Origin of the sequence: Actinomadura syzygii (assembly GCF_008085905.1) — a bacterium.
Classification (GTDB): Bacteria; Actinomycetota; Actinomycetes; order Streptosporangiales; family Streptosporangiaceae; genus Spirillospora; species Spirillospora syzygii.
In genome coordinates, this window is the sequence record NZ_VSFF01000011.1 from 384,236 (window position 1) to 407,024 (window position 22,789).

Sequence of the window (22,789 nt, forward strand, 5' to 3'; positions counted from 1 at the left end):
GCTAGGGCGCCATGACCGTGACGGTCCGCGCCATCGCCTCGATCTCGGCGGCCGCCGCGCCGAACGCGCGCGGCGGACCGGCCGCCGTGACCGTTGCGCCCAGCGTGTCGGTGGCGAAGACGGCGGCGACTCCGACGCGGTCGCGTCCGATGATGCGCCCGGTCAGCCCGGTCATGCCGTGCGCGGTGACGACGGGCGCGGGCGCGGTCGCGAGCCGCGCGCGGCCTCCGGCGGCGACGATGCGGCCGAGACCGCCCCACAGCTTCTGCGCGTCCAGCGAGGACAGCGGGACGACGACGCTGAGGTTGAACACGATGTCGTCGCTGAGCAGCTTGGCGTTGCTGGTCAGGGACGTGTCCGCCTCGCTGAGCACCCATCCGGCGCGCAGCACGGTCACCGTCACCGGACGGACGCCGTTCTGCTCGGTGCCGATGGACACGATCGTGCCGGGCGCGAGGCGCCGTCCGCCGCTGCCGAGCGCGCGGTTCAGCAGGGGAAGCACCGAGCAGAGGACCAGCAGCGCGAGCGCCACCATCCCCGTGCCCCACCATCTCACCTGCGTCACGCAAGCCCCCCGGATGACGTGCGCTCCGGAAATTCCCCAGGTCGGCGGGGCTAAACCGGCATGTCGGTCAACGGTCGGGATGGTCCGGCCAGTGGGCGGGGCGGCCGAGCGCGGCCGGGAGCCGCGTGGCGGCGTCGCCCCGGGCCGCGGCGAGCTGGGGCCGGGTGAGGAAGATCGCTCCGGTGAGGTCGGCGCCGCGCAGGTCCGCGTCCCGCAGGTCCGCCCCGATCAGGTCGGCGCGCCGCAGGTCCGCGTTGCGCAGGTCCGCGGCGATCAGGTAGGCGCCGCGCAGGTCCGCCCCGCGCAGGTCGGCGCCCTTCAGGTTCGCGCCGATGAGGTCGGCGCCGCGCCGGTCCTTCCCGCGTCGCGGGACGTCGGCGCGGGCCAGTTCGCTGACGCGCAGGAGGAGGACGCTGACCTCGCCCCGCACCTCCCGGACGTCCAGCGCGGCGAGTTCCGCCGGTGCGCCCTCGGTGAGGCGGACGACGCGGTCCAGCGCCTCGCGCAGGTCGTCGCGGACGGGTTCGGCGGCGGGCATCGCGATGGCCTCGTCCAGGTATCGCAGCAGTTCGTGGAGCTGCCGCATCACCGGGAACACCGCGAACATCTCGCGGGCGACGCCCGGATCGCCCCGCCAGTCGCGTCCGCCGAACGTCTCCCGCGACACCTTCTGCCCGGCCCCGAAGCAGTCGAAGACCGTGCAGCCCGCGAACCCGCGCTCGCGCAGTTCGGCGTGGACGCCGCAGCGGAAGTCGGCGCGGAGGTTCCGGCACGGGTCGCCCGCCTTCTTGTCCATCGCGAAATCGGCCGACCGGGCGAAGGGCAGTGCCACGCAGCACAGCCCGAAGCAGTTCGCGCAGTCGGCCTTGAGGTCGAGCGTCGGAGACAACCGGCAACCCCTCGTCTTGGGCGACCCTCCATTGTCGCCGTGCCTTGGGGATGCCGCGAACCGGGTGCGCGGGCCGTCAGGCCGCGTCGTGGAAGACCAGGCCGAGCGTCCGCCTATGACCCGACCGGACGACGCTCACCCCGTGCCGCATCGGCCCCGCCGACCAGCCGCGCCTGGTCCGGACGGGACGCTCCCGCGTCGTGAACACCAGGCCGTGACCGCGGGGGAGGAGCGTCGCCGTCCCCCGGGACTGGGCGCGGGCCCGCTGCTCGACCATCAGGAACTCGCCGCCGGTGTAGTCGACGCCGGGCTCGTCCAAGCCGATCACGACCTGCATCGGGAACACCAGGTCGCCGTAGAGGTCGCGGTGCAGCGCGTTCCATCCCTCCGGGCCGTAGCGCAGCAGGATCGGCGTCGGCTTCGTCTGCCCGGCCGCGTGGCATTCGTCGAGCCATTCGGCGAGCGTGTCCGGCCAGGGCGCGGGACGCCCGAGCCGCGCCGCCCATTCCCGCGCGATCGGCAGCAGGCGCGGATACAGCGCCGCGCGCAGCTCGCCGACCGGCTCCGGGAACGGCTCGGCGAAGTACCGGTACTGGCCGGAACCGAACCGGTACCGCTCCATGTCGATGGTCGAGCGGAAGCGTCCCGCCTCGTCGTAGACGTCGGCGATGTCCGCGCATTCCTCCTTGGTGAGGAGCGGAGGCGTCAGGGCGCTGCCGTAGGCGTCCAGTTCCGTGGCGAGCGCCGTCCAGTCGGCCTCCGCGACTCTGTCCGCGTAAATGCTCATGCCCGGAGAACACCGCGGGCGGGCGGGGCGTTGCGCCGCTCGGATATCGTTTTGGCCGATCATGACTATGCCGCTCACCGAATCCGCCGTCGCCGCCAGGCTGCGCGCCGCCGGATGCGTCTTCGCCGAGGACGAGGCCCGCCTGATCCTGGAGACGGCCGCGACCCCCTCCGATGTACCTGGGATGGTGGAGCGGCGCGCCGCCGGGCTGCCGCTCGAACACGTCCTCGGCTGGGCCGAGTTCTGCGGGCTCCGCGTCGCCGTCGATCCCGGCGTGTTCGTCCCGAGGCGGCGCACCGAGTTCCTCGTCCGGCGGGCCGCCGCGCTGGACCTGCCCGGCCGTCCCGTCGTCGTCGACCTGTGCTGCGGCTCGGGCGCGCTGGGCGCGGCGCTCGCCTCCCACCTGGAGGAGTACGAGCTGCACGCCGCCGACGTCGAACCGGCGGCGGTGCGCTGCGCCCGCCGCAACCTCGCGCCGCTCGGCGGGCACGTCCACGAGGGCGACCTGTTCGAGCCGCTCCCGGACGCGCTGCGCGGCCGGATCGACGTGCTGCTCGCGAACGTCCCCTACGTCCCGGCCGGGGAGATCGCGCTGATGCCGGTCGAGGCGCGGGTGCACGAGCCGCGCGTCGCGCTCGACGGCGGCGCGGACGGCCTCGCCGTGCTGCGCCGCGTCACCGCCGGGGCGTCAGGATGGCTCGCGCCGGGCGGGCGCCTGCTCTTCGAGACGAGCGAGCGCCAGGTCCCGGACGCGGTCGCGGCCGTCGAGCGCGGCGGCCTCCGCGCCGATGTCGCGTTCTCCGACGAATTCCACGCCACGGTCATCGTCGGCGCAAAATCCGTGTAAATCCCTGGGGCGGGGTATGGGCGAGTCAGGACGACTCGAAGGAGTGAATCCCATGCGCCGCATCAGTGCAGCGCTCAGCGCCATCGCCGGAACCGTCGCGGGCGTTCTCGGCGCCGTGGCGGGCGCGGTCATCGCCGTTGTCACACTGCCGTTCCGCGTCCTTCAGCGTTTGCTGATCCCTGGGCGCGGACGCTCCGCGCGAACCCGCCGCAGGACCATCTGACATCCGCCGACGCCGCATCGGGGCCGCCCTGGGAACGGCCCCGGTGCGGCCCCGCGGCGTAATTCGATTGCGCGCCTCCTGACCTGTCGCGCACCATATGGGTAACGCAAAGCGAATGGCACGAATTCGTGTTGCCCGTATTGTGTTGCGCCGCACAGGTCGAAGTGGTGAGATTCCTGGCTTCCAACCAGGCGGACCGGGTTCGATTCCCGGGTGCGGCTCTGGACTGGACCGGCGGGAGTAACGACCCCCGGCCGGTCCGCCGTGCCCGAGCGGGCGGACGCCACCGCCCGCCGGCGGGCACCCGGTGCTGGATCATCCAACGGCAGGATGCGTGGCTCTGGACCACGTCATGCAGGTTCGAGTCCTGCTCCAGCAGCGTGTCCGCGGGCCGCGCCGACCGGCGCGGCCTTGACGCGTCGGGCCGCCCTCGTTTATTTTGGCGTTCAAATATTGGTCGTCAAACTAAATGGGGAGCGATGAGCGACTATCCCGCGTACGCGCCGTCGGATGAGCACGAGTTGCTGCGGGGGACGGTGCGTGAGTTGGCCGATGCCAAGATCGCTCCTTTCGCGGCGGTGGTGGACGAGGAGTCGCGGTTCCCGGCCGAGGCGCTTGGGGCGCTGGTGGCGGCCGGGTTGCATGCGGTGCACGTGCCCGAAGCCTACGGCGGTGCGGGGGCGGACGCGCTGGCCACGGTGATCGTGATCGAGGAGGTGGCGCGTGCGTGCGCGTCGTCGTCGTTGATCCCGGCGGTGAACAAGCTGGGCACGGTGCCGGTCCTGTTGTCGGGGTCGGAGGAGTTGAAGCGGCGGTATCTGGGGCCGGTGGCGCGTGGTGAGGCGATGTTCTCCTACGCCCTGTCGGAGGCTGAGGCGGGGTCGGACGCGGCGGGGATGAAGACCCGCGCGGTGCGTGACGGTGATTTCTGGGTGCTGAACGGCACGAAGATGTGGATCACCAATGCGGGGGAGTCGGAGTATTACACGGTGATGGCGGTGACGGATCCGGGTGCGGGTGCGCGGGGGATTTCGGCGTTCGTGGTGGAGAAGGGCGATGCGGGTGTGTCGTTCGGGCCCAAGGAGCGCAAGCTCGGTATCAAGGGCTCTCCGACCCGCCAGGTGATCTTGGAGGATGTGCGGATCCCGGCCGATCGGATCATCGGGGCGGAGGGGACCGGGTTCAAGACGGCGCTGGCGACGCTGGACCATACCCGGATCACCATTGCCGCGCAGGCGCTGGGGATCGCGCAGGGGGCGTTGGATTTCGCGCTGGGGTATGTGAAGGAGCGCCGTCAGTTCGGCAAGCCGATCGCTGATTTCCAGGGTGTGCAGTTCATGCTGGCGGATATGGCGATGCGGTTGGAGGGTGCGCGGCAGCTGACCTATCACGCGGCGATCAAGTCCGAGCGGGCCATGCACGGCGAGAAGATCCGGGACCTGACGTTGGTGTCGTCGGCGTGCAAGGCGCTGGCCTCGGATGTGGCGATGGACGTCACGGTCGACGCGGTGCAGTTGCTGGGCGGGTTCGGGTATACGCGGGAGTTCCCGGTGGAGCGGATGATGCGCGACGCCAAGATCACCCAGATCTACGAGGGCACCAACCAGATCCAGCGCATGGTCATCGCCCGCCAACTCCTCAAATAGCCGGAAGCCGAACCTCGAACAGCGCGCCGCCTTCCGGGGCGTCGCCGACGATGAGTTCCCCGCCGTGCGCGACGACCAGGTCCCGGGCGATGGCGAGGCCGAGCCCGGCACCGCCCTCGTCCCGGCTGCGCGCGTCGTCCAGCCGGACGAACCGCTCGAAGATCCGCGCGCGGTCGGCGGGCGGCACACCGGGCCCGTCGTCGGCGACGCGCAGCACCACGGCCCCGGCCTCCGCGCGTAGCGACAGCCGGACGGCCGCGTCCGCGTGCCGCTCGGCGTTGTCCAGCAGGTTGCCGACGACCCGGGACAGCCGTCCCGGCACGCCCATGACCCGCGGGTCGCCCTCGATCGACGCCTGGACGGGGATGCGGTCGCCGGGCGCTCGCCGGTCCAGCTCGTCCCGGACGAGGCGGCCGAGCGCGACCGGCCGCTCCGGCGGACGGTCGCCAGCGTCGATGCGGGCGAGCAGCAGCAGGTCGGCGGCGAGGTGCTGGAGCCGGACGACGTCCGCGATCAGGCCCGGCACGTCCAGCAGCTCCGGATGCGCCGCCGCGACCTCCAGTTGCGTGCGCAGCGACGCGATCGGGCTGCGCAGCTCGTGCGAGGCGTCCGCGACGAACCCGCGCTGCCGCGCCACCGAGTCCTCCAGCGCGGCGAGGGTCTCGTTCGTGGTGGCGGCGAGCCCGGCGATCTCGTCCCGCGCGTCCGGGACGGGCACCCGCCGCGCCAGGTCGCCCGCCGCCGTGATCTCCGCCAGCTCCGCCCTGACCGCCTCCACCGGACGCAGCGCCCGCCGTGTGACCAGCCACGTCACGCCCGCGACGACGGCGAGCAGCAGCGGCAGGCCCGCGAGCATCGCCCGGGTGACGGTGCCGACCGCGTCCCGCGCGGCGGCGAGGTCGGCGCCCGCGTAGACGGTGACGGTCTCGTCCCGCGGCGTCGTCACCTGGACCGCCGCGAACCGGTAGTCGGCGGTGCGGCCGTCGACGGTCGCGCTGCCGGTGGTGAGGCGCGGATCGTCGTCGGACACCTCGCCGCGTCCCGGATCGTCGCCGCCGTGCCCGCCGCGCCGCCCGCCGTCGTCCCCCGGCTCGCCGGTCGGGCCGGGCCGGACGTTCGACGACCCCGTGCCTGTGATCTTCCGCAGGTGGTCGCTGGCCGCCAGCACCCGGCCGCGCTCGTCCACGACCTGGACCGGGTGCTCCTCGCCGTCCGGCAGATCGAGGCTCCCGAACGACGCGCCGGTGGCGAGCTGCGACGCGATCTCCCGCGCGGTCACCTCCGCCTGCAGATCGGTCTGCCCGCCGAGGTTCGCGCGCAGCAGCAGGACGACCGCGAGCCCGGCCGCGACCAGCGCGCCCGCGACGACGGCGGTCGCGCCGAGCGTCGTCCGCGCCCGGACCGACGACGGCATCCGCGCCATGTCAGGCGCCCCCGTCCCTGGCCAGCCGGTACCCGGCCCCGCGCACCGTCATGATCGACTTGCGTCCGAACGGGACGTCCAGCTTGCGGCGCAGCGCGCTCACGTACACCTCGACGATGTTCGGGTCGCCGCCGTAGGCGAAGTCCCAGACCGCCTCCATGATCTGCGCCTTGGACACGACCTGGCCCGCGTTCGCCGCCAGGTGCTCCAGCACGGCGAACTCCTTGGCGGTCAGCTCCACCTCCGCGTCCCCGCGGAAGACGCGCCGCGCCGCCGGGTCGACGGTCAGGTCGCCGAGCACGATCGACGGGGCCGCGCCCCGCGTCCGGCGGCGGAGCAGCGCGCGGATCCGGGCGACGAGCACCACGTACGAGAACGGCTTGGTCAGGTAGTCGTCGGCGCCCGTGTCGAGGCCCTCCGCCTCGTCGTACTCGCCGTCCTTCGCGGTCAGCATCAGGATCGGCGTCTCGTCGCCCGCCGCGCGCAGCGCCGCGCACACCCGGTACCCGTTCATGCCGGGCAGCATGATGTCGAGGACGATCAGGTCGAACTCGCCGCCGAGCGCCCGGTCCAGCCCCCGCGCGCCGTCGTGGACGGTCTCGACCACGAACCCCTCGGCGGCGAGCCCGCGGGCGAGGGACGTGGCCAGGCGTTTCTCGTCCTCGACGATCAGCAGGCGCATGCTCTCAGCGTGCCAAATCCTCCCTGAAGAAGGCTTCAGGTTGCTTCAGCCGGGCCACAGGAAGCCGCGACAGCCTTCGGAACTGCGGCGGCGGACGGTCCGCCGGCGCGACACAGGGAGGTTCGATGAAGATCGACGCACGGCGTCTGGCCACGGGACGCGGGCTGCTGGTGACGGTGGTCGCCGCGGGCGTCCTCGCGGGCGGGGGAGCGGCCACCGCCTTCGCCGCGTCCCACGACGGGTCCCCGTCACCGTCCGCGTCCCCGTCCGAGCGGGCCGACAGCCCGCCACCGGCGACGGCGGTCACGGCGTCCCAGGCGGTGGACGCGGCGCTGAAGGCCGTCCCCGGCAAGGCTGGGGAGGTCGAGTTGGACGACGAGCACGGCAAGCCCGTCTGGGAGGTCGACGTCCTGGCGGACGGCGGCGGATGGCGCGACGTGACGGTCGACTCCGGCACCGGCAAGGTGCTCACGAACCGCGCCGACCGTCCGGACACCGGCGCCCGCGACGACGACGGTCACGGCGACGACCGGGGCAATGGCCGGGGCGACGACCGGGGCGACGACCGGGGCGGCCACAAGGACGACGACCAGGCCGAGGCCGCCGCGCTGCGCAAGGCGACGGTCTCCGCGTCGGGCGCCGCCGACGCCGCGCTCAAGGCCGTCCCGGGCCGTGTGACGTCCGCCGAGTTCGAGCAGGAGCACGGCCAGACCTACTGGGAGGTCGACGTCACCGGAAACGACGGCGCCGAGCACGAACTGCACGTGGACGCCGCGTCCGCCAAGATCCTCAAGTCCGAGACCGGCGACTGACCCGACGCGCACCGAGGCGCGCCGACGCGCGCTGACCGCGTTGACATGCAACCGTCCGGCTGCCTATGGTGAAAAGGCAGCCGGACGGTTGCATGTCAAGGGGACGACGCATGGACGAGGTCTTCAAGGCGCTGGCCGATCCCAGCCGCCGCCGCCTGCTGGACGGCCTGAACGCCCGCAACGGGCAGACGCTCCGCGAGCTCTGCGCCGGGCTGGACATGACCCGGCAGTCGGTCAGCAAGCACCTCGCCGTGCTGGAGGCGGCGGGCCTCGTCAGCACGTCCAGGCGGGGCCGCGAGAAGCTGCACCACCTCGACGCCGCCCCGATCAACGCGATCGCCGACCGCTGGATGAGCCGCTACGACCGGCAGCGGGCGAGCGCGCTCGCCGACCTGAAGACCGCACTGGAGGAGGAGCACGACGCCATGACCGACAGTGAGTTCGTCTACACCACCTACATCAAGACCACGCCGGAGCGACTCTGGCAGGCGCTGACCGACCCGGCCTTCACCCGCCGCTACTGGGGCGTCGCCTTCGAGACCGACTGGAAGCGCGGCTCCACGATCACCTGGGTCGAGGACGGCGCCACCACGGCCGACCCGGAGCAGGTCGTCCTCGAAGCGGAGCCGGGACGCCGCCTGTCCTACACCTGGCACACGTTCACGCCGGAGTGGGCGAAGGCCGTCGGCGTGGACGAGGAGACCCGCGCCGCCCTCCTCGCCGAACCGCGCTCGAAGGTCACCTTCGAGATCGAGCCCGCGGGGGAGACCGTCAAGCTCACGGTCGTCCACGAGGGGGGAGAGACGCTGCTCGGCATGTCGCGGCACGGCTGGCCGCAACTCCTGTCCGGCCTGAAGACGCTCCTGGAGACCGGCGAGCCGCTGCCCGCGCCCACCGCCGGCTGACCGTCACCTCCGGCTGTTCCGGTACTCCACCGCCTCCGGCAACTCGGTGTACTGGAGCAGGTGGTTGCCCGCGATGCGCTCCAGGACGGCGCGGACCTCGGCGGGCGTCGCGTAGAAGAACTCCCGCCGCGGGTTGACCAGGTTGACGCGCTGGTCGGCGAACTCCTGATGGAGCCGTCCCTCCAGGCCGACGGCGTCCTCGCTGAAGATCAGCGCGTGCACGTCGAACTTGAAGGGCACGGACGCGTCGCCGAGCTCCCGGACCCGGTCCATCGGCTCCAGCCGCCGCGTCATGCCGATCTTCACCATCCGCTCGCCGAACGCGCCGATGTTGGAGATCACGTAGACGTAGCCCGCGCGGACCTTCGCGGCCCGTCCCTCCACGTCGGTGATCGCGGACTCGACGTCGGACAGCTTGGCGCGCAGCTCCGCCGCCCCGGCCGCGTCCCCGTTGGCCTCCAGGCGGGCGAGGGCCGTCTCGACGTGCGACCGCTCCTTGAGCAGCCGGGCCTTCTCCCGCTCGAACTCCTTGCGCGCCTTGTCCTCCTCGCGCTGCCGCTCGCGCTCGGCCCGGACCCGCTCCTTCTCCTCCTCGGCCTTGGCGAGGTGGTCGGCGGTGAGCCGCAGCTCGCGGACGCGGACCTCCCGGTACCGGCCGCTGACCCGGATGTCCATCGTCTTGCCGAGCCGCTCGATGGTCTGCGCGGTCTTGTCGAGCCTGTCGATCGCGGACTGGAGCTTGTAGGGGCGCATCGTCCTGACCAGGTTGTCCGCCTCGGCGTTGTAGGCGCGCAGCATCAGCTTGGAGAAGTCGCGGACCATCCTCGTGCCCTGCGCGGCGGAGCCGTTCACCGTCCAGTTCGTCGCGCCCACGACCGCCTTTCCGCCGCTCGCCATGGACTTGATGCGGTCCTTCACGCGCGCCAGCTCCGCCTTGTAGGCGACGACGTCCGCGAGCGGATGCTGGTACTCGTAGATCCCGGCCTCCTGGAGCAGCGCCAGGTCCTGCGTCTCGACGATGCCCTCGCGCAGCTCGGCCAGCTCCCTGCGGGCCTCCTCCGCTTCGCGCCGGACATCGGCGGCGTTCGCGCTCAGGCGCTCGATCTCGGCGGCGACCTGGGGCGCTTCGAGCCCGCCGAGCCGTTCCAGCCAGTGCCGCAGCTCCGCGTTCTCCGCCTCCAGCTCCTCGATGCGCTGCCGCTTGCCGCCGAACACCGGCCGCGGCTGCCGCCCCGCCCCGGCGGGCGGCTGCACGGGCGCGGCCTGAGGCGGCGGCGGTGCGGCGGGCGGTGCGGCGGGCGGTGCGGCGGGCGGCGGGACGGGCGGTGCGCCGGGAAGCCAGAACTGCCAGCCGGGCGGCGGAGGCGGCCAACCGGGATCGGGCCGCCAACCAGGCGGCGGGACCCAGCCCGCGGGCGGCGCGGGCCAGGTAGGCGGCGGGTTGTACCGCCACCCCGCCGGGTCGACCGGCTGCGCGAACCCCACCGCCTCCGGCTGCTGTCGGTACAGCGGTTGAGGCTGCGGCGACGGGGCCGGGTGCTGCGCCTCCGGCTGTGACGGGGCCGGAGCAGGGTGTTGGGGCCGTGGTGGGTGGAGGAGGTTTTCGATGATCTCGCGGAGGCGGGGCGCGTCCTGGTCGTGGACGTCGCCGAAGTCGGTCTCGGTCCCGGCAGCGTCCCGGACGACCAGGAACCAGCGCCCCTTGTACGAGGCGCGCGTCTCGGCGGCGGCGAGGCCCGCGAGCGGGGCCTCCTGCCGGAATCCCTCGCGCGCCAGGTCCGCCGCCGAGAATCCGGCGATGCGCCGGTCGGTGACGGCGACGTGCGTGAGGGTGGGGAGCGCCTTGACCGTGGCGGCCAGCGCCAGGAGCGTCTCGCCGTCCTTCAGGTAGAGCCCGACTAAGCGCACCAGGCGCCCGGACTCGCCGGTCTCGACCTCGACACCCACATAGCCCGGGCGGGGTGTGTCCTGCACCGTCATCGCGTCCTCGCAGACAGGCTCCGGGCGGAGCGGGGCAGGACCCGGAACGGGCGAGCCGCTCCCCGCGCCGCCGACTTCAGCGGTGGTCGAGGGGAGCGCTCGACGTCTCTGGGACGGGTCGGCGCTCCGCGCGGTTTACCTCGCGGCCACCCGGCCGTGCCTGGATCGGGACGCGGTCAGAGGAGCATGCCGCTGCCGCCCGACTCCTCCTCGCCGTCGGTGCTGGGCTCGGGTTCGAGGTACTCGTCGTCGGGCCACAGCTCGTCGGCGAGGAACGCGAGGTACTCCTCGTCGACGGGGTCGAGCTCGGCGGTCATCGACTCGGGATGGACGACCGGCACGCCGCCCGGCGGTGGATCGTGCGACGGTCCTACGGGCATGGGGCGGAGCAGGTCCGGCACGCACAGACCGAACAGGGCGACCAGGGACACGAGGACCAGGACTGTGATCACACCACACCGTCCTTTCGCGGTCGAGTTCCACATGATTCTTGCGTAAGTAGCGAAACAAGTGAACGCTACCGGGGGACTCCGCCGGATGGGAGCCCGATACGCGAATCGCCGGGCATACCAGACCCCCGAAGCCTCATGTGGACGCGCGTACGACACGGGCCCGGCCAGGTTCGGCCAGGGCTTCCGGTGTGAGGCCCCTCTCCCAGGCTGGACGTGATCGTCCCGCGGGGGCGCCGCGACACGCGGGCAGGGGCGAGCTCCGGCGTCCGGACCAGGTGTTTCCGGGCACGCCGGGCATACCGGGCCAGGCCCGGCGAAATGATCAGGTGGTCGTCGTGGAGCCTAGGCGGCGGTGCCCGGACGGTGCGGGGCGATGACCCGGCCGTCCGGCAGCAGCTCGCCCGTGTCCTCGAAGACGACTACGCCGTTGCAGAGCAGGCTCCAGCCCTGTTCCGGGTGGCTGGCGACGGTGCGCGCGGCCTCGCGGTCGAGGTCGTCGGGAGCCGGGCAGTGCGGCTGGTGGCAGCAGATCGAGTCGGGTTGAGCGGTCACAGGGTCCTCCACGTGTCCCCAGTGATTAAGGACATAGATGCAGCCTGCCGCTGCTCGTCCGAAATATGCAAGTGGATGAGGGATTCTTTACCGTACTTAACGTGTGAAGCCGGACAAGATGGGGCAACTTCCGCGTTTTCAGCGCAAGAGACCCCCGTCAGGCTCGTCGCCGTGGTCCACGTCCAGGCCGACGACGGACGTGCAGCCCGTGCAGATCCACTCGGCGATGACCGCGTCCGAGCTGGTGGCGTGGGTGCGGTACGGGCGCTGGACCTGCCGCCGCCGCATCCCGTGCCCGCAGGACGAATGCAGCAGCCGGCCGCAGTTCGGGCACGGCCAGACGTCCTCGCGCCGGAGGTTGCACTGTGGGCACAACGGTGAGACATAACACCCGGGTGTCTCGGCGTGTTCCAGTTCCTCCGCCCATTCGTGCTCCAGGTCGAGGTACTCGTCGCCAGGCCAATGGTGGTCGGCCAGCCATGCGAGGTACTCCTCGTCACCCGGGCCGAGGACGGCCGTCAGCGACTCGGGGTGCCCGTCGTGGGGGCGTTCTTCGCGCAGGCCGCGCCGCGTTGTGGCCAGGAAGGTCAGCAGGCCGAGGAGCGCGGCCGCGGCCAGGCTGGTCGCCATGGGCATCGCGGCGTCCTTATACGATCTTGTGGCGGGAATGTCCGTTCACGAATTCGCTTCACAAAACGCTGCGAACGCTACAAGAAAGGGTCTTAACGGAAAAGTCGATCTATAAAGATTCTTTACAGGTCGGCTGACCCGGCGCGATGTCCGAAACCGGCGTCCGCAGGGCCCGCTGCCTGCGACAACCGGGGTTCCGGGCGTCCAGGGACACCCGTCCCGGGCGGGCCGGGTTTCACTCTCCGCTGAATCCGGCTCGGCCGCCACGGCCGGGAACGGCCACGGTCCGGGGTGCGGCGGCCACCGTCCGGGGGCGCGACGGCCCGTCCGGACGCGGGCGGGGCGCACGGCTCCGCGCTTCATCGGACGGCCCGTCCAGAACCGCGCGGGGTGTGGTTTTCCGCAGGTGCGGGGTGCGGCGCGCGGCCGGACGGTCCGGCGGCGCACTCCATGGCCGCGGGCCCGCCCCGTTCCTAGCGTCGAAGCATGATCGAAACGGTGTACGCGGCGTCCGGAAGCGAGCCCGCGGGCGGCGTCGCGGGCTGGGCGACCGACCTCATGGACAGGCTCGGCGCGCCCGGCGCGGGGCTCGCCATCGCGCTGGAGAACCTGTTCCCCCCGCTGCCGAGCGAGGTGATCCTCCCGCTGGCCGGGTTCACCGCCGCGCAGGGCCGGATGAGCCTCGCGGCGGCCCTGCTCTGGACGACCCTCGGCAGCCTCGCCGGAGCGCTCGCCCTCTACGGCATCGGCGCGCTGATCGGGCGCGACCGCGTCCGCGCGCTGGTGGCGTGGCTGCCGCTCGTCAAGCTGTCCGACCTCGACCGGACGGAGGCGTGGTTCGCGCGGCACGGCGCCAAGGCGGTGTTCCTCGGCCGCATGATCCCGATCTTCCGCAGCCTGGTGTCCGTCCCGGCGGGGGTGGAGCGGATGCGGATGACGACGTTCCTGCTCTACACCGGCCTCGGCAGCCTGCTGTGGAACACGGCGTTCGTCCTCGCCGGGTACGGGCTCGGCGACAACTGGCGGACGGTCGAGGAGTACGCCGGCGTGTACTCCAAGGCGGTGCTGGCGCTCGCCGCCGTCGCGGTCGCGGCGTTCGCCGCCGTGCGTATCGTGAGGGGACGGCGGACCGGAGAGCATCGGGCGGGGACACGAGAGATCGAACGTGATCGCATCCTCTGACGCCCGGAGCACCCGCCGACGACCCGCGCGGACGGTCGCGCGGGTCGCGGTGGGCCTCCTGCTGGGCGCGGTGACGGCGGGCGCGGAGATGGTCCTGCTGGCCGCGGCGGCGCTGCTGATGGCCTATTCGCTGGCCTTCTCGCGCGGCCGCCGGACGGTCCCGGGGATCGTCGCCGGCGCCGCCCGCGCCGCCGCCGAGCTGGAGCGCCGGCGCCTCGGGAGGTTCCTCGGCGAGCGCGGCCCCGCCGACTACGGGCCGCCGCGGGCGCTGGCCTACCTCGTCCTGCGGGTGCCGGTCGGGCTGCTCGGCGGCGTGATCATGTTCCTGATCGCCTACGGCGCCGCGATGGCGGCGGAGCTCGCCGCGAGCTGGTGGATCACCGGCGACTACATGGACGGCATCCCGCCGACCCCCGGGATCGTCGTCTACACGGCGGTGTTCGGGCTGGTCCTGCTGTTCCTGGCCGTCCAGGGCCTGGTCGGGGTCGCGGCGCTGGAGCGGACCGTGGCCCGCCGCTGCCTCGGCCCGAGCCCGCTGGAGGAGTACGAGCGCCGCATCGCGCGCCTTTCGGTGACCCGGGCGCAGGTCGTGGACGCGGTCGACGACGAGCGCCGCCGCATCGAGCGCGACCTGCACGACGGCGTCCAGCAGCGGCTCGTGGCGCTCGGCATGCTGATCGGCCGCGCCCGCCGCGCCGGGGACGCCGACCGCGCGTCCGACCTGCTGGGGCAGGCCCACGAGGAGTCGGCGCGCGCCCTGGAGGACCTGCGGGAGGTCGCCTGGCGCGTCTACCCGGCCGCGCTGGACGGCGAGGGCCTGCGCGCCGCGCTGGAGACGGTCGCCGAGCGTTCGCCGCTGCCGGTGGAGATCGGCTACGCCGTCCCGGGGCGTCCGCCGCGCGCGGTCGAGACCGCCGCGTACTTCGTCGTCTGCGAGGCGGTCACGAACGCCGCCAAGCACTCCGGGGCGAGCCGCGTGAAAGTGGACGTCACCGGGTCGGCCACAATGATCGGCGTGCGCATCGAGGACGACGGTTCGGGCGGAGCCGATCCGGCGGGCGGCGGGCTCGCCGGCCTCGCCCGCAGGGTCGCCGCGCTGGACGGCGAGTTCGCCGTGTCCAGCCCGCCCGGCGGCCCGACCGTGATCACCGCGGAGCTGCCGTGCGGGTGATGCTGCCGTGCGGGTGATGCTGGCGGAGGACTCGACGCTCCTCCGCGAGGGCCTCGTCCGGCTGCTGGCCGAGGAGGGGCACGCGGTCGCGGCGGCGGTCGGGGACGGCGACGCGCTGCTCGCCGCGGTGGCCGCCGGTCCGCCGGACGTCGTGGTCGTGGACGTCCGCATGCCGCCGACCCACACCGACGAGGGCCTGCGCGCCGCGCTGGAGATCAGGCGGCGGTGGCCGGACGTGGGCGTGCTCGTCCTGTCCCAGTACGTGGAGAAGCGCTACGCCGCCGAGCTGATCACCGCGGACAGCGGCGGGGTCGGCTACCTGCTGAAGGACCGGGTCGCCCAGGTCGACGAGTTCCTCGACGCGCTCGACCGGGTCGGCGCGGGCGGCGCGGCGTTCGACCCGGAGGTGGTGCGGCGGCTGCTCGCCGCGCACGGCGCGCGGGACGACCCCCTCGCCCGGCTGACCCCGCGTGAGCGGGACGTCCTCGGCGCCATGGCGCAGGGCCACACCAACGCCTCGATCGCCGCGAGCCTGCACGTCTCGCAGAGCGCGGTGGAGAAGCACGTCAACGCGATCTTCGACAAGCTCGACCTGTCGCACGCGACCGGGTACAGCCGCCGCGTCCTCGCCGTCCTGCGCTGTCTGGGCTCGGAACCGCCCGCCAGAGAATCGGACTAACGGCAATAAATCGGGTAGGGGTTCCGGACGATCCTCAATCGCGGAGGGAGGGGTCGTGGCGGACACCAACCGAGGGGTCGTGTACCAGCGGCCCGGCGAGGTCACGGTCGAGGACCTGGACTTCCCGAAGCTCGAACTGGCCGAGCAGAACGGCCGCAAGCTGGAGCACGGCGCCATCCTCAAGGTACTGGCCACCAACATCTGCGGGTCCGACCAGCACATGGTGCGCGGTCGGACGACCGCGCCCGCCGGGCTCACGCTCGGCCACGAGATCACCGGCGAGGTGATCGAGACCGGCAGGGACGTGGAGTTCATCAAGGAGGGCGACCTCGTCAGCGTCCCGTTCAACATCGCCTGCGGGCGCTGCCGCAACTGCAAGGAGCGCCACACCGGCGTGTGCGAGAACGTCAACCAGGACCGTCCGGGCGCCGCCTACGGGTACGTCGACATGGGCGGCTGGCACGGCGGGCAGGCGCGGTACGCGGTCGTCCCGTACGCCGACTTCAACCTGCTCAGGTTCCCCGCCGACCGCGACACGGTCATGGCGAAGCTCGAAGACCTCGCCATGCTGTCGGACATCTTCCCGACCGGCTACCACGGCGCCTACACGGCGGGCGTGACCACGGGCTCCACCGTGTACGTGGCGGGCGCGGGCCCGGTCGGGCTCGCCTGCGCCACCGCGTGCCACGTCCTCGGCGCCGCCGTCGTGATCGTCGGCGACATGAACGAGGGACGCCTCGGGCAGGCGCGCGGGTTCGGCTGCGAGACGATCGACCTGTCGCAGCACGCCGACGTCTCCGAGCAGATCGAGCAGATCCTCGGTGTCGGCGAGGTGGACGCGGCCGTCGACTGCGTCGGGTTCGAGGCGCGCGGCCACGGGCCGAAGGGGTCGGCGGGGGAGCAGCCCGCGACCGTCCTCAACACGCTGATGGACATCACCCGCGCCGCGGGCGGGCTCGGCATCCCCGGCCTGTACGTCACGGGCGACCCGGGCGCGGAGGACGAGAACGCGAAGGTCGGCCAGCTCGGCCTGCGGATCGGCCTCGGCTGGGCCAAGTCGCTGTACTTCGTCACCGGGCAGTGCCCGGTGATGAGCTACAACCGGCAGCTCATGATGTCGATCCTGTACGACAAGGTGCAGATCGCGCGGAACGTCAACGCGGCGGTCATCCCGCTCGACCAGGCGCCCGAGGGGTACGCCGCGTTCGACAAGGGCGCGGCGCGCAAGTACATCCTCGACCCGCACGGCGTGGTCGCCGCCGCTGCCTAGCGGACGGCCGACCGGCTCCGCTTCGTCCTGCGCGACGGGACGAAGCGCGGGCTAGCCGCGTCCGCCGCCGGGGCGTCGCGGTCCCGCGATCATGATCGCCTCGGTCTCGGTGAAGTAGGCGGCCGCCGCCTCGCGGGCGCGGCCGGGGTCCCCCGTGCACACCGCCTCGACCAGCGGCGCGATGCGCGCGGCCGCGACGGCGGGGTCGGCGAACGCGTGCGCGAACCCGTCCCGGACGGCCAGGTAGGCGTTCAGCAGGGCGTTGATCATGAACCCGTAGACCCGGTTCCCGGTCGCGGCGGCGACCACCCGGTGGATCTCGCACTCGGTGAGCTGCGCGGTGGAGGCGTCCTCGGCGTCCCGCAGCACCGCCGCGAGGCGCCGCAGCCGGTCGCGGTGCTCGGCCGTGGCGTGCGCGGCGGCCTTCCCCGCGATGTGCGCGCCGATCTCCCTGCGGACCTCGAAGACCTCCCGCATCCAGGCCGGGCCGACCGTGCTGACCAGCATCGGCAGCAGTTCGGGCCCGCCGAGCCGCTCGTAGTCGCGGACCCGCGTGCCGACGCCGTGCCGCGTCTCCAGCAGCCCCGCCTGCGCCAGCCGGACGATCGCGTGCTTCAGCGACGTCCGCGTCACCGCGTACCCGGCCGCGAGCTCCCGCTCCGGCGGCAGGTACGAGCCGGGCGGGTAGCGGCCGCTCAGCACGTCGTCGCGGAGCCGGTCGACGAGGGCGTCGACGACGGTGTCGCGGGGGATGGGCGAGGGCGGCACAGTGCCTCCAGAGGTCCACTGGCTCATCCACTGGACCATATCGCCTCCGCGAGATCCGTGGCAGGGTGGGACCCTGACCACAGGCTCGGGGAGCCTCCGGCCGAGTTCAAGAGGGGGACGTCCATGCTCGGCACGCTCGACTGGCGACCGGCGGGCGACCGCCTGGACCTGCTGGCCGACCCGGTCGCGGCGGCGATCGCGGCGGCGCCGGACGCCGAGACCGCCGAGATCGACCCCGAACTGGCCGACACGGCGGCGTTCTGCGAGCGGTACGACGTCCCGCTCGAGGCGAGCGCCAACTGCGTGGTCGTCGCCGCCAAGCGCGGCGGCGAGGTCGGCTACGCGGCCTGCATGATCCTCGCCACCGGCCGCGCGGACGTGAACGGCGTCGTCCGCAAGCGCCTCGGCGCCCGCAAGGCGTCGTTCGCGCCGATGGCGGACGCGACGTCCCTCACCGGCATGGAGTACGGCGGCATCACCCCGGTCGGCCTCCCCGCGGGCTGGCCGATCCTGGTGGACGAGGCCGTCGCCGCCGCGTCCCGCGTCGTGATCGGCAGCGGCCTGCGCCGCTCGAAGCTCCTCGTCCCGGGCAAGGCCCTGACCGCCCTTCCCGGCGCGGAGGTCCTCGCCCTCGCCCTGTGACTGGATCGCGTGACCCACGCGCTCAGGAGGGGACCGAGTCGACCGGGTACCGGGCGCCGCCCACGGCGCGGGCGCGGTCGAGCAGCGTCCGGTTCGCGGCCAGCATCGCCTCGACCGGCGCGCATCCGGGCGACGCCGCGCGCAGCACGCTGAACAGGACGGCCTCCCCGCCCGGCACCGGAGCGCGCCCGGACCGCAGCGCCTTGATCAGGGTGACGCCGCTGAGCCCGAGGTCGTCCGCGGTCGTCTCCGCCATCGTCGCCCCGATCACCTCCGCCGCCCGTGACACCGGCAGGAACACCATGCCGAGCGGATGCGGGCGCGCCCACTCGCCGAGCGCGATCAGCTCCTCCACGTCGGGACGCATCCGGTCGCAGAAGTCGAAGTACGCGAGCTCCTCGGTCTCGGCCGTGCCGGGCGGAGGCTCGCCGCCGTCCCCGTGCAGGACGGCCTTGACCTCGTACGCCCACCCGACGTCCGTGGGCTTGATCTGGGCGGACACCTCCTCGGCCCGCACATCGCGCTGGACGCGCAGCACGTCCGCCGCGTCCCGGCACGGGACGGTGCAGGCCAGCACCCGCTCCGGCGCCGGGACGAGCCGCAGCTCGGCCGCCGTGATCACGCCGTGCCGCCCGAGCCCGCCGAGCACCGCGTCGAACACCTCGGGAAGGACGCCGGACGAGCAGCGCACCGCCTGCCCGCCGACGACGACGTCCAGCGCGCGGACGTTGTCGGCCTGCGTCCCGTACCGGTGAGACGTCCCGCCGACGCCGCCCGCGGAGAGCGTCCCGCCGACGGTCAGGTCGAGGTAGTCGGTCAGCACCGGCGGCGTCAGCCCGTGCGGCAGCGTCGCCGCGAGGACCTCCCGCCAGGTCGCCCCGGCCCCGGCCACCGCAGTGCCTCCGCCGTCCGCCGCGCCCGTCTCGACCACGTCGACGCCGTTCAGGCCGCGCAGGTCGAGCGACACGCCGGACGTCAGCGACTGGCCGTACGTCGAGTGCCCGAGGCCGCGGGGCAGCGCCTCCAGACCGCTCGCGGCGGCGTCCCGGAGGGCGGCGGCGACCTCGTCCGCCGACCCCGGACGCACCACCCGGACGGGCGTCCGCTCCACGATCCCACCGAAGTCGCGCATGCCCCCACCCTCTCGCGAACCCGCACCGGGCCGCCCCCGACCCGCCGGGCGCTCAGGGGAAGCGGTCAGCGGGGGCGCGGAGGCGGTCGGTGACGCGGCCGAGGGCGTCGCCGAGCACCGCGAGCTCCTCCGGCGTCAGCACCTCGATCAGCGTCTCCCGGACGACGCGCCGGTGCCCCGGCCTGGCCCGGGCCAGCCGCTCGGCGCCCGCGTCGGTCAGCTCGGCCCAGACCGAGCGCCGGTCGTCCTCGCAGCCCGTCCGCCGGACGAGCCCGGCGCGTTCGAGCTGGGTCACCTGGTAGGTCAGCCGGCTCTTCGACACCATCACCTTGCGCGCGAGGTCGGACATCCGCAGCCGGTGGCCCTCCGCCAGCGACAGCCCGACCAGCACCTCGAACTCGGGATGCGAGAGCCCGCCGTCCCGCTTCAGCTGCCGCTCGACCTCGTGGTCGATCAGGTGGCTCGCGGCGAGGAAGGCCATCCAGGCGCGCAGCTCATCCGGTCCCAGGGCGTCCGCACCGTCGCTCATATGGGGATTCTAGTTGTCTTGAATGGATTTCGAAGTTTCTAAATGGTCTGGATTTGAATCACCCTGCTAGCGTCGGGAAAGTTCATATTTGAATCTTCAACCGAAGGAGACGAGGCATGCTCCCACCCCGCGGTCACCCCGCCATGCCCGACGCCGGACTCCTCCTCGGACGGCTCGCGGTCGGCGTGATCTTCGTCGCGCACGGCTGGCAGAAACTCGTCGACGAGGGCCACGCGGAGGTCGCGAGGTCCTTCGACCACCTCGGCATCCCGGTGCCGAGCCTGTCCGCGCTGTACTGCACCTGGGTCGAGCTGCTCGGCGGCCTCGCGCTCATCGCCGGGTTCCTCGTCCCGCTCGCCGGGGTGCTCATCGCGCTGAACATGGCCGGAGCGTTCTGGTTCGTCCACATGGACAACGGCCTGTTCTCGGAGAAGGGCGGCTACGAGTACGTGATGGTCCTCGCGGCGGTCTCGGTGCTGTTCGCGCTCACCGGCGCCGGCCGGTACTCGCTGGACGCCCTCCTGTGGACCCGCCACGGCGAGGGCGCCGGACGATACCGGGAGTCCGTCCGCGCCTGACCCGCCCCCCCGGCTCGCCTGACCCACCCCAACCAGCCCGTCCGCGCCCGTGCGGCCCGGTCCTCGCGACCGCCGCCGCCCGCGCGGGCGGGCTGGCGGCGTCTACGGGCGAAATGTGATGTATGTAACTTTTTGTCCGACTATCCGGCTCGTGACTCGTCCACCGTGACCGGACGATCAACAGCGGTCACCTGCCGGGAAAGGAATCTGGTCCGCTCCAATCCCCGGCGGGGGCGTCCCCACCCTCCTGACACCGACCTTTTCCGGACATCAGCCCTTAACGTCGAAGTGACAGGATGTTCCTGATGACCGTTTCTGGGCATGGTGATCACTGAATGTTCCTGGAGAGGCAGGTCGCAGGTGTCGCGCGGTAGTGAGTTCGTGGTGGTGGCCAATCGGCTTCCGGTCGATCGGAACGTCGGGGCGGACGGGGTGCCGCGATGGCGGCGGAGTCCAGGGGGCCTGGTCAGCGCCATCGCCCCGGTGATGCGGCGCAGGAAGGGGACCTGGATCGGCTGGACGGGCGCCCCGGACGAGGAGCTGGAGCCCTTCGAAGAGGACGGCATGGCCCTCGTCCCCATCGCGCAGTCCGCACGCGAGGTCGAGCTGTACTACGAGGGCTTCTCGAACGCCACGCTGTGGCCGCTCTACCACGACGTCGTCGCCCCGCCGGTCTACGACCGCGCGATGTGGGACGCCTACGTCGGCGTCAACCGGCGGTTCGCGGAGGCGGCGGCGAAGGTCGCGGCCGAGGGCGCGATCGTCTGGGTGCAGGACTACCAGCTCCAGCTCGTCCCGCGGATGCTGCGCGAGCTGCGCCCCGATCTGCGCATCGGGTTCTTCCTGCACATCCCGTTCCCGCCGCTGGAGCTGTTCTGGCAGCTTCCGTGGCGGCGGCAGATCCTGGAGGGCCTGCTCGGCGCCGACCTGGTCGGCTTCCAGCTGCCGGGGGCGGCGGCCAACTTCGTCCGGCTCTGCCGCCGCCTGCTCGACGCCCGGTACGTCAAGCAGGACGTGTACTGGGACGACCGCGTCGTCCGCGCCCGCGCGTTCCCCATCTCGGTGGACGTCGGCGAGCTGAACGACCTGGTCGGACGGTCCGACGTGCAGGAGCGCGCGAAGGAGATCCGCAGCGACCTCGGGGAGGCGACCATCCTCCTCGGCGTCGACCGGCTCGACTACACGAAGGGCATCACGCAGCGGCTCCAGGCGTTCGGCGAGCTGTTCGAGGACGGCCGCCTCAAGCCGGGCCAGGCGGTGTTCGTGCAGATCGCGACGCCGAGCCGGGAACGGGTGGAGCAGTACCAGCTGCTCCGCGAGGAGATCGAACAGCTCGTCGGTCGCATAAACGGCGAACACGGCGAAATCGGCTTTCCGGTCATCCACTATCTGCACAGTTCGTACGACCGGGCCGAGCTGACCGCGCTCTACCTGGCCGCGGACCTGATGGTGGTGACCCCGCTGCGGGATGGCATGAACCTCGTCGCCAAGGAGTACGTGGCATGCCGCAAGGACCTGCGCGGCGCGCTCGTGCTCAGCGAGTTCACCGGCGCCGCCGCCGAGCTGCGGCGGGGCGCGTTCATGGTCAACCCCTACGACATCGACGGCCTCAAGGGCACGCTGCTCGCCGCGCTGGACGCCGAGCACGCCGACCAGGCGCGGCGGATGCGGTCGATGCGCCGCCGCGTGATCGAGCACGACGTGGACCGCTGGGCCCACGAGTTCCTCAGTGAGCTGGAGAATCCGGTGCGGTCGTCGGAGCCGGCCGAGTCGCTTCCGGCGGCGATGGAGGGCTGACCCGCAGGTCGAAGGCCGCCCACACGGCCTTGCCGCCGGTCGCGAGCCGCGCCCAGCCCCAGGCGTCGCTGATCGCGCCGACGACGAGCAGGCCGCGGCCGCCCTCGAAGAACCGGTCGGGATCGCTCGGGACCGGCTCGGGCGCGCGTCCGCCCGGGTCGGTCACCGAGACGACGAGCCGCCTCGGGTGACCGACCAGGACGAGCTGGATCGGACACAGCGGTAGCGGTTGGGGAAGTCCCTCCATACCGTGCCGGAGTGCGTTCGTCACCAATTCGGACACGGTGACGACGACGTCCCCGGTCTCCTCGGACACGCCCCAGGCGTCCAGCGTGAGCTGCGTGAACTCGCGTGCCGCGCGCGGCGCGGTGATCTCCGCGGGGAACACGCGGCGGGCGGTGCGCGGGGTTCCGGCGTGCGGCGCGGGCCAGCGCCCGGCCAGGCCGGGCACGGCGACCGGGGCGTTCGCGGGCACCGGAGCCGGGACGTTCGGGCCTTGCGGCGCGGCGGCGGGAGAGTCGGGCCATGGATGAAGGGCCGCGGGGCGCCGCGACCGTCCGCTTCCCATGGCGGCGGGAGCAGCGACGTCGTCTGCCTGGTCAACGGTCATGGTCATTAACCTCAGAGGCGTGCGGGGTGGTCACCGGC

Annotated in this window: 25 protein-coding genes and 2 tRNA genes; 14 read left to right on the forward strand and 13 right to left on the reverse strand. The window is 72.8% G+C overall.

Annotated features, from left to right (window positions below; all coding sequences use genetic code 11):
- Nucleotide 1 precedes the first annotated feature (1 nt).
- From FXF65_RS44005 to FXF65_RS29715, 3 genes are all read right to left on the reverse strand, one after another.
- Nucleotides 2-565, reverse strand: coding sequence for a hypothetical protein (locus tag FXF65_RS44005; protein WP_187412549.1), 564 nt, complete (start codon nucleotides 563-565; stop codon nucleotides 2-4).
- Nucleotides 566-632: 67 nt separating this feature from the next.
- The gene (locus FXF65_RS29710; RefSeq protein WP_246199194.1) at nucleotides 633-1,454 is read right to left on the reverse strand and encodes a pentapeptide repeat-containing protein; all 822 of its coding nucleotides are present in this window, start codon (nucleotides 1,452-1,454) and stop codon (nucleotides 633-635) included.
- Between the two features lie 76 nt (nucleotides 1,455-1,530).
- A complete protein-coding gene (locus FXF65_RS29715; protein WP_148353343.1) occupies nucleotides 1,531-2,241 on the reverse strand; it encodes a 2OG-Fe(II) oxygenase in 711 nt (236 codons plus the stop codon).
- 61 nt (nucleotides 2,242-2,302) lie between these two features.
- On the opposite strand from FXF65_RS29715, the gene FXF65_RS29720 reads away from it, so the two are divergent.
- The 5 genes from FXF65_RS29720 to FXF65_RS29735 all read left to right on the forward strand — a co-directional run bounded on the left by FXF65_RS29720 (nucleotide 2,303) and on the right by FXF65_RS29735 (nucleotide 4,957).
- Nucleotides 2,303-3,088 (forward strand): putative protein N(5)-glutamine methyltransferase, encoded by a 786-nt coding sequence (locus FXF65_RS29720; protein WP_246199195.1) that lies wholly within the window; start codon nucleotides 2,303-2,305, stop codon nucleotides 3,086-3,088.
- Nucleotides 3,089-3,140: 52 nt separating this feature from the next.
- Nucleotides 3,141-3,311, forward strand: a complete 171-nt coding sequence (locus FXF65_RS44010; protein WP_187412570.1) for a hypothetical protein — start codon at nucleotides 3,141-3,143, stop codon at nucleotides 3,309-3,311.
- A 149-nt stretch (nucleotides 3,312-3,460) separates the two neighbouring features.
- Nucleotides 3,461-3,532 (forward strand) — tRNA-Gly (locus FXF65_RS29725).
- Nucleotides 3,533-3,619: 87 nt separating this feature from the next.
- Nucleotides 3,620-3,690, forward strand: a tRNA-Gln gene (locus FXF65_RS29730).
- Between the two features lie 100 nt (nucleotides 3,691-3,790).
- Nucleotides 3,791-4,957, forward strand: a complete 1,167-nt coding sequence (locus FXF65_RS29735) for an acyl-CoA dehydrogenase family protein (protein WP_148353344.1) — start codon at nucleotides 3,791-3,793, stop codon at nucleotides 4,955-4,957.
- On the opposite strand, the gene FXF65_RS29740 is transcribed toward FXF65_RS29735, so the two are convergent.
- Together FXF65_RS29740 and FXF65_RS29745 are read right to left on the reverse strand one after the other, a co-directional pair.
- Nucleotides 4,950-6,371, reverse strand: coding sequence for a sensor histidine kinase (locus FXF65_RS29740; RefSeq protein ID WP_148353345.1), 1,422 nt, complete (start codon nucleotides 6,369-6,371; stop codon nucleotides 4,950-4,952). The genes FXF65_RS29735 and FXF65_RS29740 overlap by 8 nt on opposite strands.
- Nucleotides 6,372-6,381: 10 nt before the next feature.
- Nucleotides 6,382-7,062 carry a response regulator transcription factor gene (locus FXF65_RS29745; protein WP_148353346.1) on the reverse strand — a complete coding sequence of 227 codons (681 nt, stop codon included), beginning with the start codon at nucleotides 7,060-7,062 and terminating at the stop codon, nucleotides 6,382-6,384.
- Nucleotides 7,063-7,187: 125 nt separating this feature from the next.
- Here FXF65_RS29745 and FXF65_RS29750 point away from each other — a divergent pair, with 125 nt between their 5' ends.
- Complete coding sequence (locus FXF65_RS29750) at nucleotides 7,188-7,874, forward strand: PepSY domain-containing protein (RefSeq protein WP_148353347.1); 687 nt, start codon at nucleotides 7,188-7,190, stop codon at nucleotides 7,872-7,874.
- A 110-nt stretch (nucleotides 7,875-7,984) separates the two neighbouring features.
- On the forward strand, nucleotides 7,985-8,779 hold the full coding sequence (locus FXF65_RS29755; protein ID WP_148353348.1) for an ArsR/SmtB family transcription factor: 795 nt from the start codon (nucleotides 7,985-7,987) through the stop codon (nucleotides 8,777-8,779).
- A gap of 3 nt (nucleotides 8,780-8,782) precedes the next feature.
- Here the strand turns inward: FXF65_RS29755 and FXF65_RS29760 are convergent, their stop codons facing one another.
- From FXF65_RS29760 to FXF65_RS29775, 4 genes are all read right to left on the reverse strand, one after another.
- Nucleotides 8,783-10,759 carry an SNIPE associated domain-containing protein gene (locus FXF65_RS29760; RefSeq protein WP_148353349.1) on the reverse strand — a complete coding sequence of 659 codons (1,977 nt, stop codon included), beginning with the start codon at nucleotides 10,757-10,759 and terminating at the stop codon, nucleotides 8,783-8,785.
- 176 nt (nucleotides 10,760-10,935) lie between these two features.
- A complete protein-coding gene (locus FXF65_RS29765; RefSeq protein WP_148353350.1) occupies nucleotides 10,936-11,211 on the reverse strand; it encodes a hypothetical protein in 276 nt (91 codons plus the stop codon).
- Between the two features lie 342 nt (nucleotides 11,212-11,553).
- Nucleotides 11,554-11,742 (reverse strand): DUF5999 family protein, encoded by a 189-nt coding sequence (locus tag FXF65_RS29770; RefSeq protein WP_148353470.1) that lies wholly within the window; start codon nucleotides 11,740-11,742, stop codon nucleotides 11,554-11,556.
- A 159-nt stretch (nucleotides 11,743-11,901) separates the two neighbouring features.
- Nucleotides 11,902-12,399: a hypothetical protein gene (locus FXF65_RS29775; protein WP_246199196.1), complete on the reverse strand. Its 498-nt coding sequence runs from the start codon at nucleotides 12,397-12,399 to the stop codon at nucleotides 11,902-11,904.
- A gap of 480 nt (nucleotides 12,400-12,879) precedes the next feature.
- Here FXF65_RS29775 and FXF65_RS29780 point away from each other — a divergent pair, with 480 nt between their 5' ends.
- The 4 genes from FXF65_RS29780 to fdhA are packed head-to-tail and all read left to right on the forward strand — an operon-like array spanning nucleotide 12,880 to nucleotide 16,695.
- A complete protein-coding gene (locus FXF65_RS29780; protein WP_148353351.1) occupies nucleotides 12,880-13,575 on the forward strand; it encodes a DedA family protein in 696 nt (231 codons plus the stop codon).
- Nucleotides 13,559-14,746, forward strand: coding sequence for a sensor histidine kinase (locus FXF65_RS29785; protein WP_246199197.1), 1,188 nt, complete (start codon nucleotides 13,559-13,561; stop codon nucleotides 14,744-14,746). The genes FXF65_RS29780 and FXF65_RS29785 overlap by 17 nt, the downstream gene beginning before the upstream one ends.
- Nucleotides 14,747-14,753: 7 nt before the next feature.
- A complete protein-coding gene (locus FXF65_RS29790; protein WP_148353352.1) occupies nucleotides 14,754-15,425 on the forward strand; it encodes a response regulator in 672 nt (223 codons plus the stop codon).
- 55 nt (nucleotides 15,426-15,480) lie between these two features.
- Entirely contained in the window at nucleotides 15,481-16,695 is a 1,215-nt protein-coding gene (gene fdhA, locus FXF65_RS29795) for a formaldehyde dehydrogenase, glutathione-independent (RefSeq protein ID WP_222868774.1), read from the forward strand.
- Nucleotides 16,696-16,746: 51 nt separating this feature from the next.
- Here fdhA and FXF65_RS29800 read toward each other — a convergent pair whose 3' ends face one another.
- Nucleotides 16,747-17,490: a FadR/GntR family transcriptional regulator gene (locus FXF65_RS29800; protein WP_148353353.1), complete on the reverse strand. Its 744-nt coding sequence runs from the start codon at nucleotides 17,488-17,490 to the stop codon at nucleotides 16,747-16,749.
- A gap of 96 nt (nucleotides 17,491-17,586) precedes the next feature.
- Between FXF65_RS29800 and FXF65_RS29805 the strand changes: the two genes are divergently transcribed.
- Nucleotides 17,587-18,105: a YbaK/EbsC family protein gene (locus FXF65_RS29805; protein WP_148353354.1), complete on the forward strand. Its 519-nt coding sequence runs from the start codon at nucleotides 17,587-17,589 to the stop codon at nucleotides 18,103-18,105.
- Between the two features lie 22 nt (nucleotides 18,106-18,127).
- Here the strand turns inward: FXF65_RS29805 and FXF65_RS29810 are convergent, their stop codons facing one another.
- Nucleotides 18,128-19,237 carry an FAD-binding protein gene (locus FXF65_RS29810; RefSeq protein WP_148353355.1) on the reverse strand — a complete coding sequence of 370 codons (1,110 nt, stop codon included), beginning with the start codon at nucleotides 19,235-19,237 and terminating at the stop codon, nucleotides 18,128-18,130.
- A 52-nt stretch (nucleotides 19,238-19,289) separates the two neighbouring features.
- Nucleotides 19,290-19,766 carry a MarR family winged helix-turn-helix transcriptional regulator gene (locus FXF65_RS29815; RefSeq protein ID WP_148353356.1) on the reverse strand — a complete coding sequence of 159 codons (477 nt, stop codon included), beginning with the start codon at nucleotides 19,764-19,766 and terminating at the stop codon, nucleotides 19,290-19,292.
- A gap of 116 nt (nucleotides 19,767-19,882) precedes the next feature.
- On the opposite strand from FXF65_RS29815, the gene FXF65_RS29820 reads away from it, so the two are divergent.
- Together FXF65_RS29820 and FXF65_RS29825 are read left to right on the forward strand one after the other, a co-directional pair.
- A complete protein-coding gene (locus FXF65_RS29820) occupies nucleotides 19,883-20,344 on the forward strand; it encodes a DoxX family protein (RefSeq protein WP_148353357.1) in 462 nt (153 codons plus the stop codon).
- Nucleotides 20,345-20,665: 321 nt separating this feature from the next.
- Nucleotides 20,666-22,141, forward strand: a complete 1,476-nt coding sequence (locus FXF65_RS29825) for an alpha,alpha-trehalose-phosphate synthase (UDP-forming) (protein WP_148353358.1) — start codon at nucleotides 20,666-20,668, stop codon at nucleotides 22,139-22,141.
- Here the strand turns inward: FXF65_RS29825 and FXF65_RS29830 are convergent.
- A complete protein-coding gene (locus FXF65_RS29830; RefSeq protein WP_148353359.1) occupies nucleotides 22,071-22,751 on the reverse strand; it encodes an ATP-binding protein in 681 nt (226 codons plus the stop codon). The two genes, FXF65_RS29825 and FXF65_RS29830, sit on opposite strands and share 71 nt — an antisense overlap.
- Nucleotides 22,752-22,789 lie beyond the last annotated feature (38 nt).

What these genes read in the sequence shown, in the direction of transcription:
- FXF65_RS29715 (WP_148353343.1), bottom strand. Translation starts at nt 2,241, where the DNA reads ATGAGCATTTACGCGGACAGAGTCGCGGAGGCCGACTGGACGGCGCTC.
- FXF65_RS29720 (WP_246199195.1), top strand. Translation starts at nt 2,303, where the DNA reads ATGACTATGCCGCTCACCGAATCCGCCGTCGCCGCCAGGCTGCGCGCC.
- FXF65_RS44010 (WP_187412570.1), top strand. Translation starts at nt 3,141, where the DNA reads ATGCGCCGCATCAGTGCAGCGCTCAGCGCCATCGCCGGAACCGTCGCG.
- FXF65_RS29735 (WP_148353344.1), top strand. Translation starts at nt 3,791, where the DNA reads ATGAGCGACTATCCCGCGTACGCGCCGTCGGATGAGCACGAGTTGCTG.
- FXF65_RS29740 (WP_148353345.1), bottom strand. Translation starts at nt 6,371, where the DNA reads ATGCCGTCGTCGGTCCGGGCGCGGACGACGCTCGGCGCGACCGCCGTC.
- FXF65_RS29745 (WP_148353346.1), bottom strand. Translation starts at nt 7,062, where the DNA reads ATGCGCCTGCTGATCGTCGAGGACGAGAAACGCCTGGCCACGTCCCTC.
- FXF65_RS29750 (WP_148353347.1), top strand. Translation starts at nt 7,188, where the DNA reads ATGAAGATCGACGCACGGCGTCTGGCCACGGGACGCGGGCTGCTGGTG.
- FXF65_RS29755 (WP_148353348.1), top strand. Translation starts at nt 7,985, where the DNA reads ATGGACGAGGTCTTCAAGGCGCTGGCCGATCCCAGCCGCCGCCGCCTG.
- FXF65_RS29760 (WP_148353349.1), bottom strand. Translation starts at nt 10,759, where the DNA reads ATGACGGTGCAGGACACACCCCGCCCGGGCTATGTGGGTGTCGAGGTC.
- FXF65_RS29775 (WP_246199196.1), bottom strand. Translation starts at nt 12,399, where the DNA reads ATGCCCATGGCGACCAGCCTGGCCGCGGCCGCGCTCCTCGGCCTGCTG.
- FXF65_RS29780 (WP_148353351.1), top strand. Translation starts at nt 12,880, where the DNA reads ATGATCGAAACGGTGTACGCGGCGTCCGGAAGCGAGCCCGCGGGCGGC.
- FXF65_RS29800 (WP_148353353.1), bottom strand. Translation starts at nt 17,490, where the DNA reads ATGAGCCAGTGGACCTCTGGAGGCACTGTGCCGCCCTCGCCCATCCCC.
- FXF65_RS29805 (WP_148353354.1), top strand. Translation starts at nt 17,587, where the DNA reads ATGCTCGGCACGCTCGACTGGCGACCGGCGGGCGACCGCCTGGACCTG.
- FXF65_RS29810 (WP_148353355.1), bottom strand. Translation starts at nt 19,237, where the DNA reads ATGCGCGACTTCGGTGGGATCGTGGAGCGGACGCCCGTCCGGGTGGTG.
- FXF65_RS29815 (WP_148353356.1), bottom strand. Translation starts at nt 19,766, where the DNA reads ATGAGCGACGGTGCGGACGCCCTGGGACCGGATGAGCTGCGCGCCTGG.
- FXF65_RS29820 (WP_148353357.1), top strand. Translation starts at nt 19,883, where the DNA reads ATGCTCCCACCCCGCGGTCACCCCGCCATGCCCGACGCCGGACTCCTC.
- FXF65_RS29825 (WP_148353358.1), top strand. Translation starts at nt 20,666, where the DNA reads ATGGTGATCACTGAATGTTCCTGGAGAGGCAGGTCGCAGGTGTCGCGC.
- FXF65_RS29830 (WP_148353359.1), bottom strand. Translation starts at nt 22,751, where the DNA reads ATGACCGTTGACCAGGCAGACGACGTCGCTGCTCCCGCCGCCATGGGA.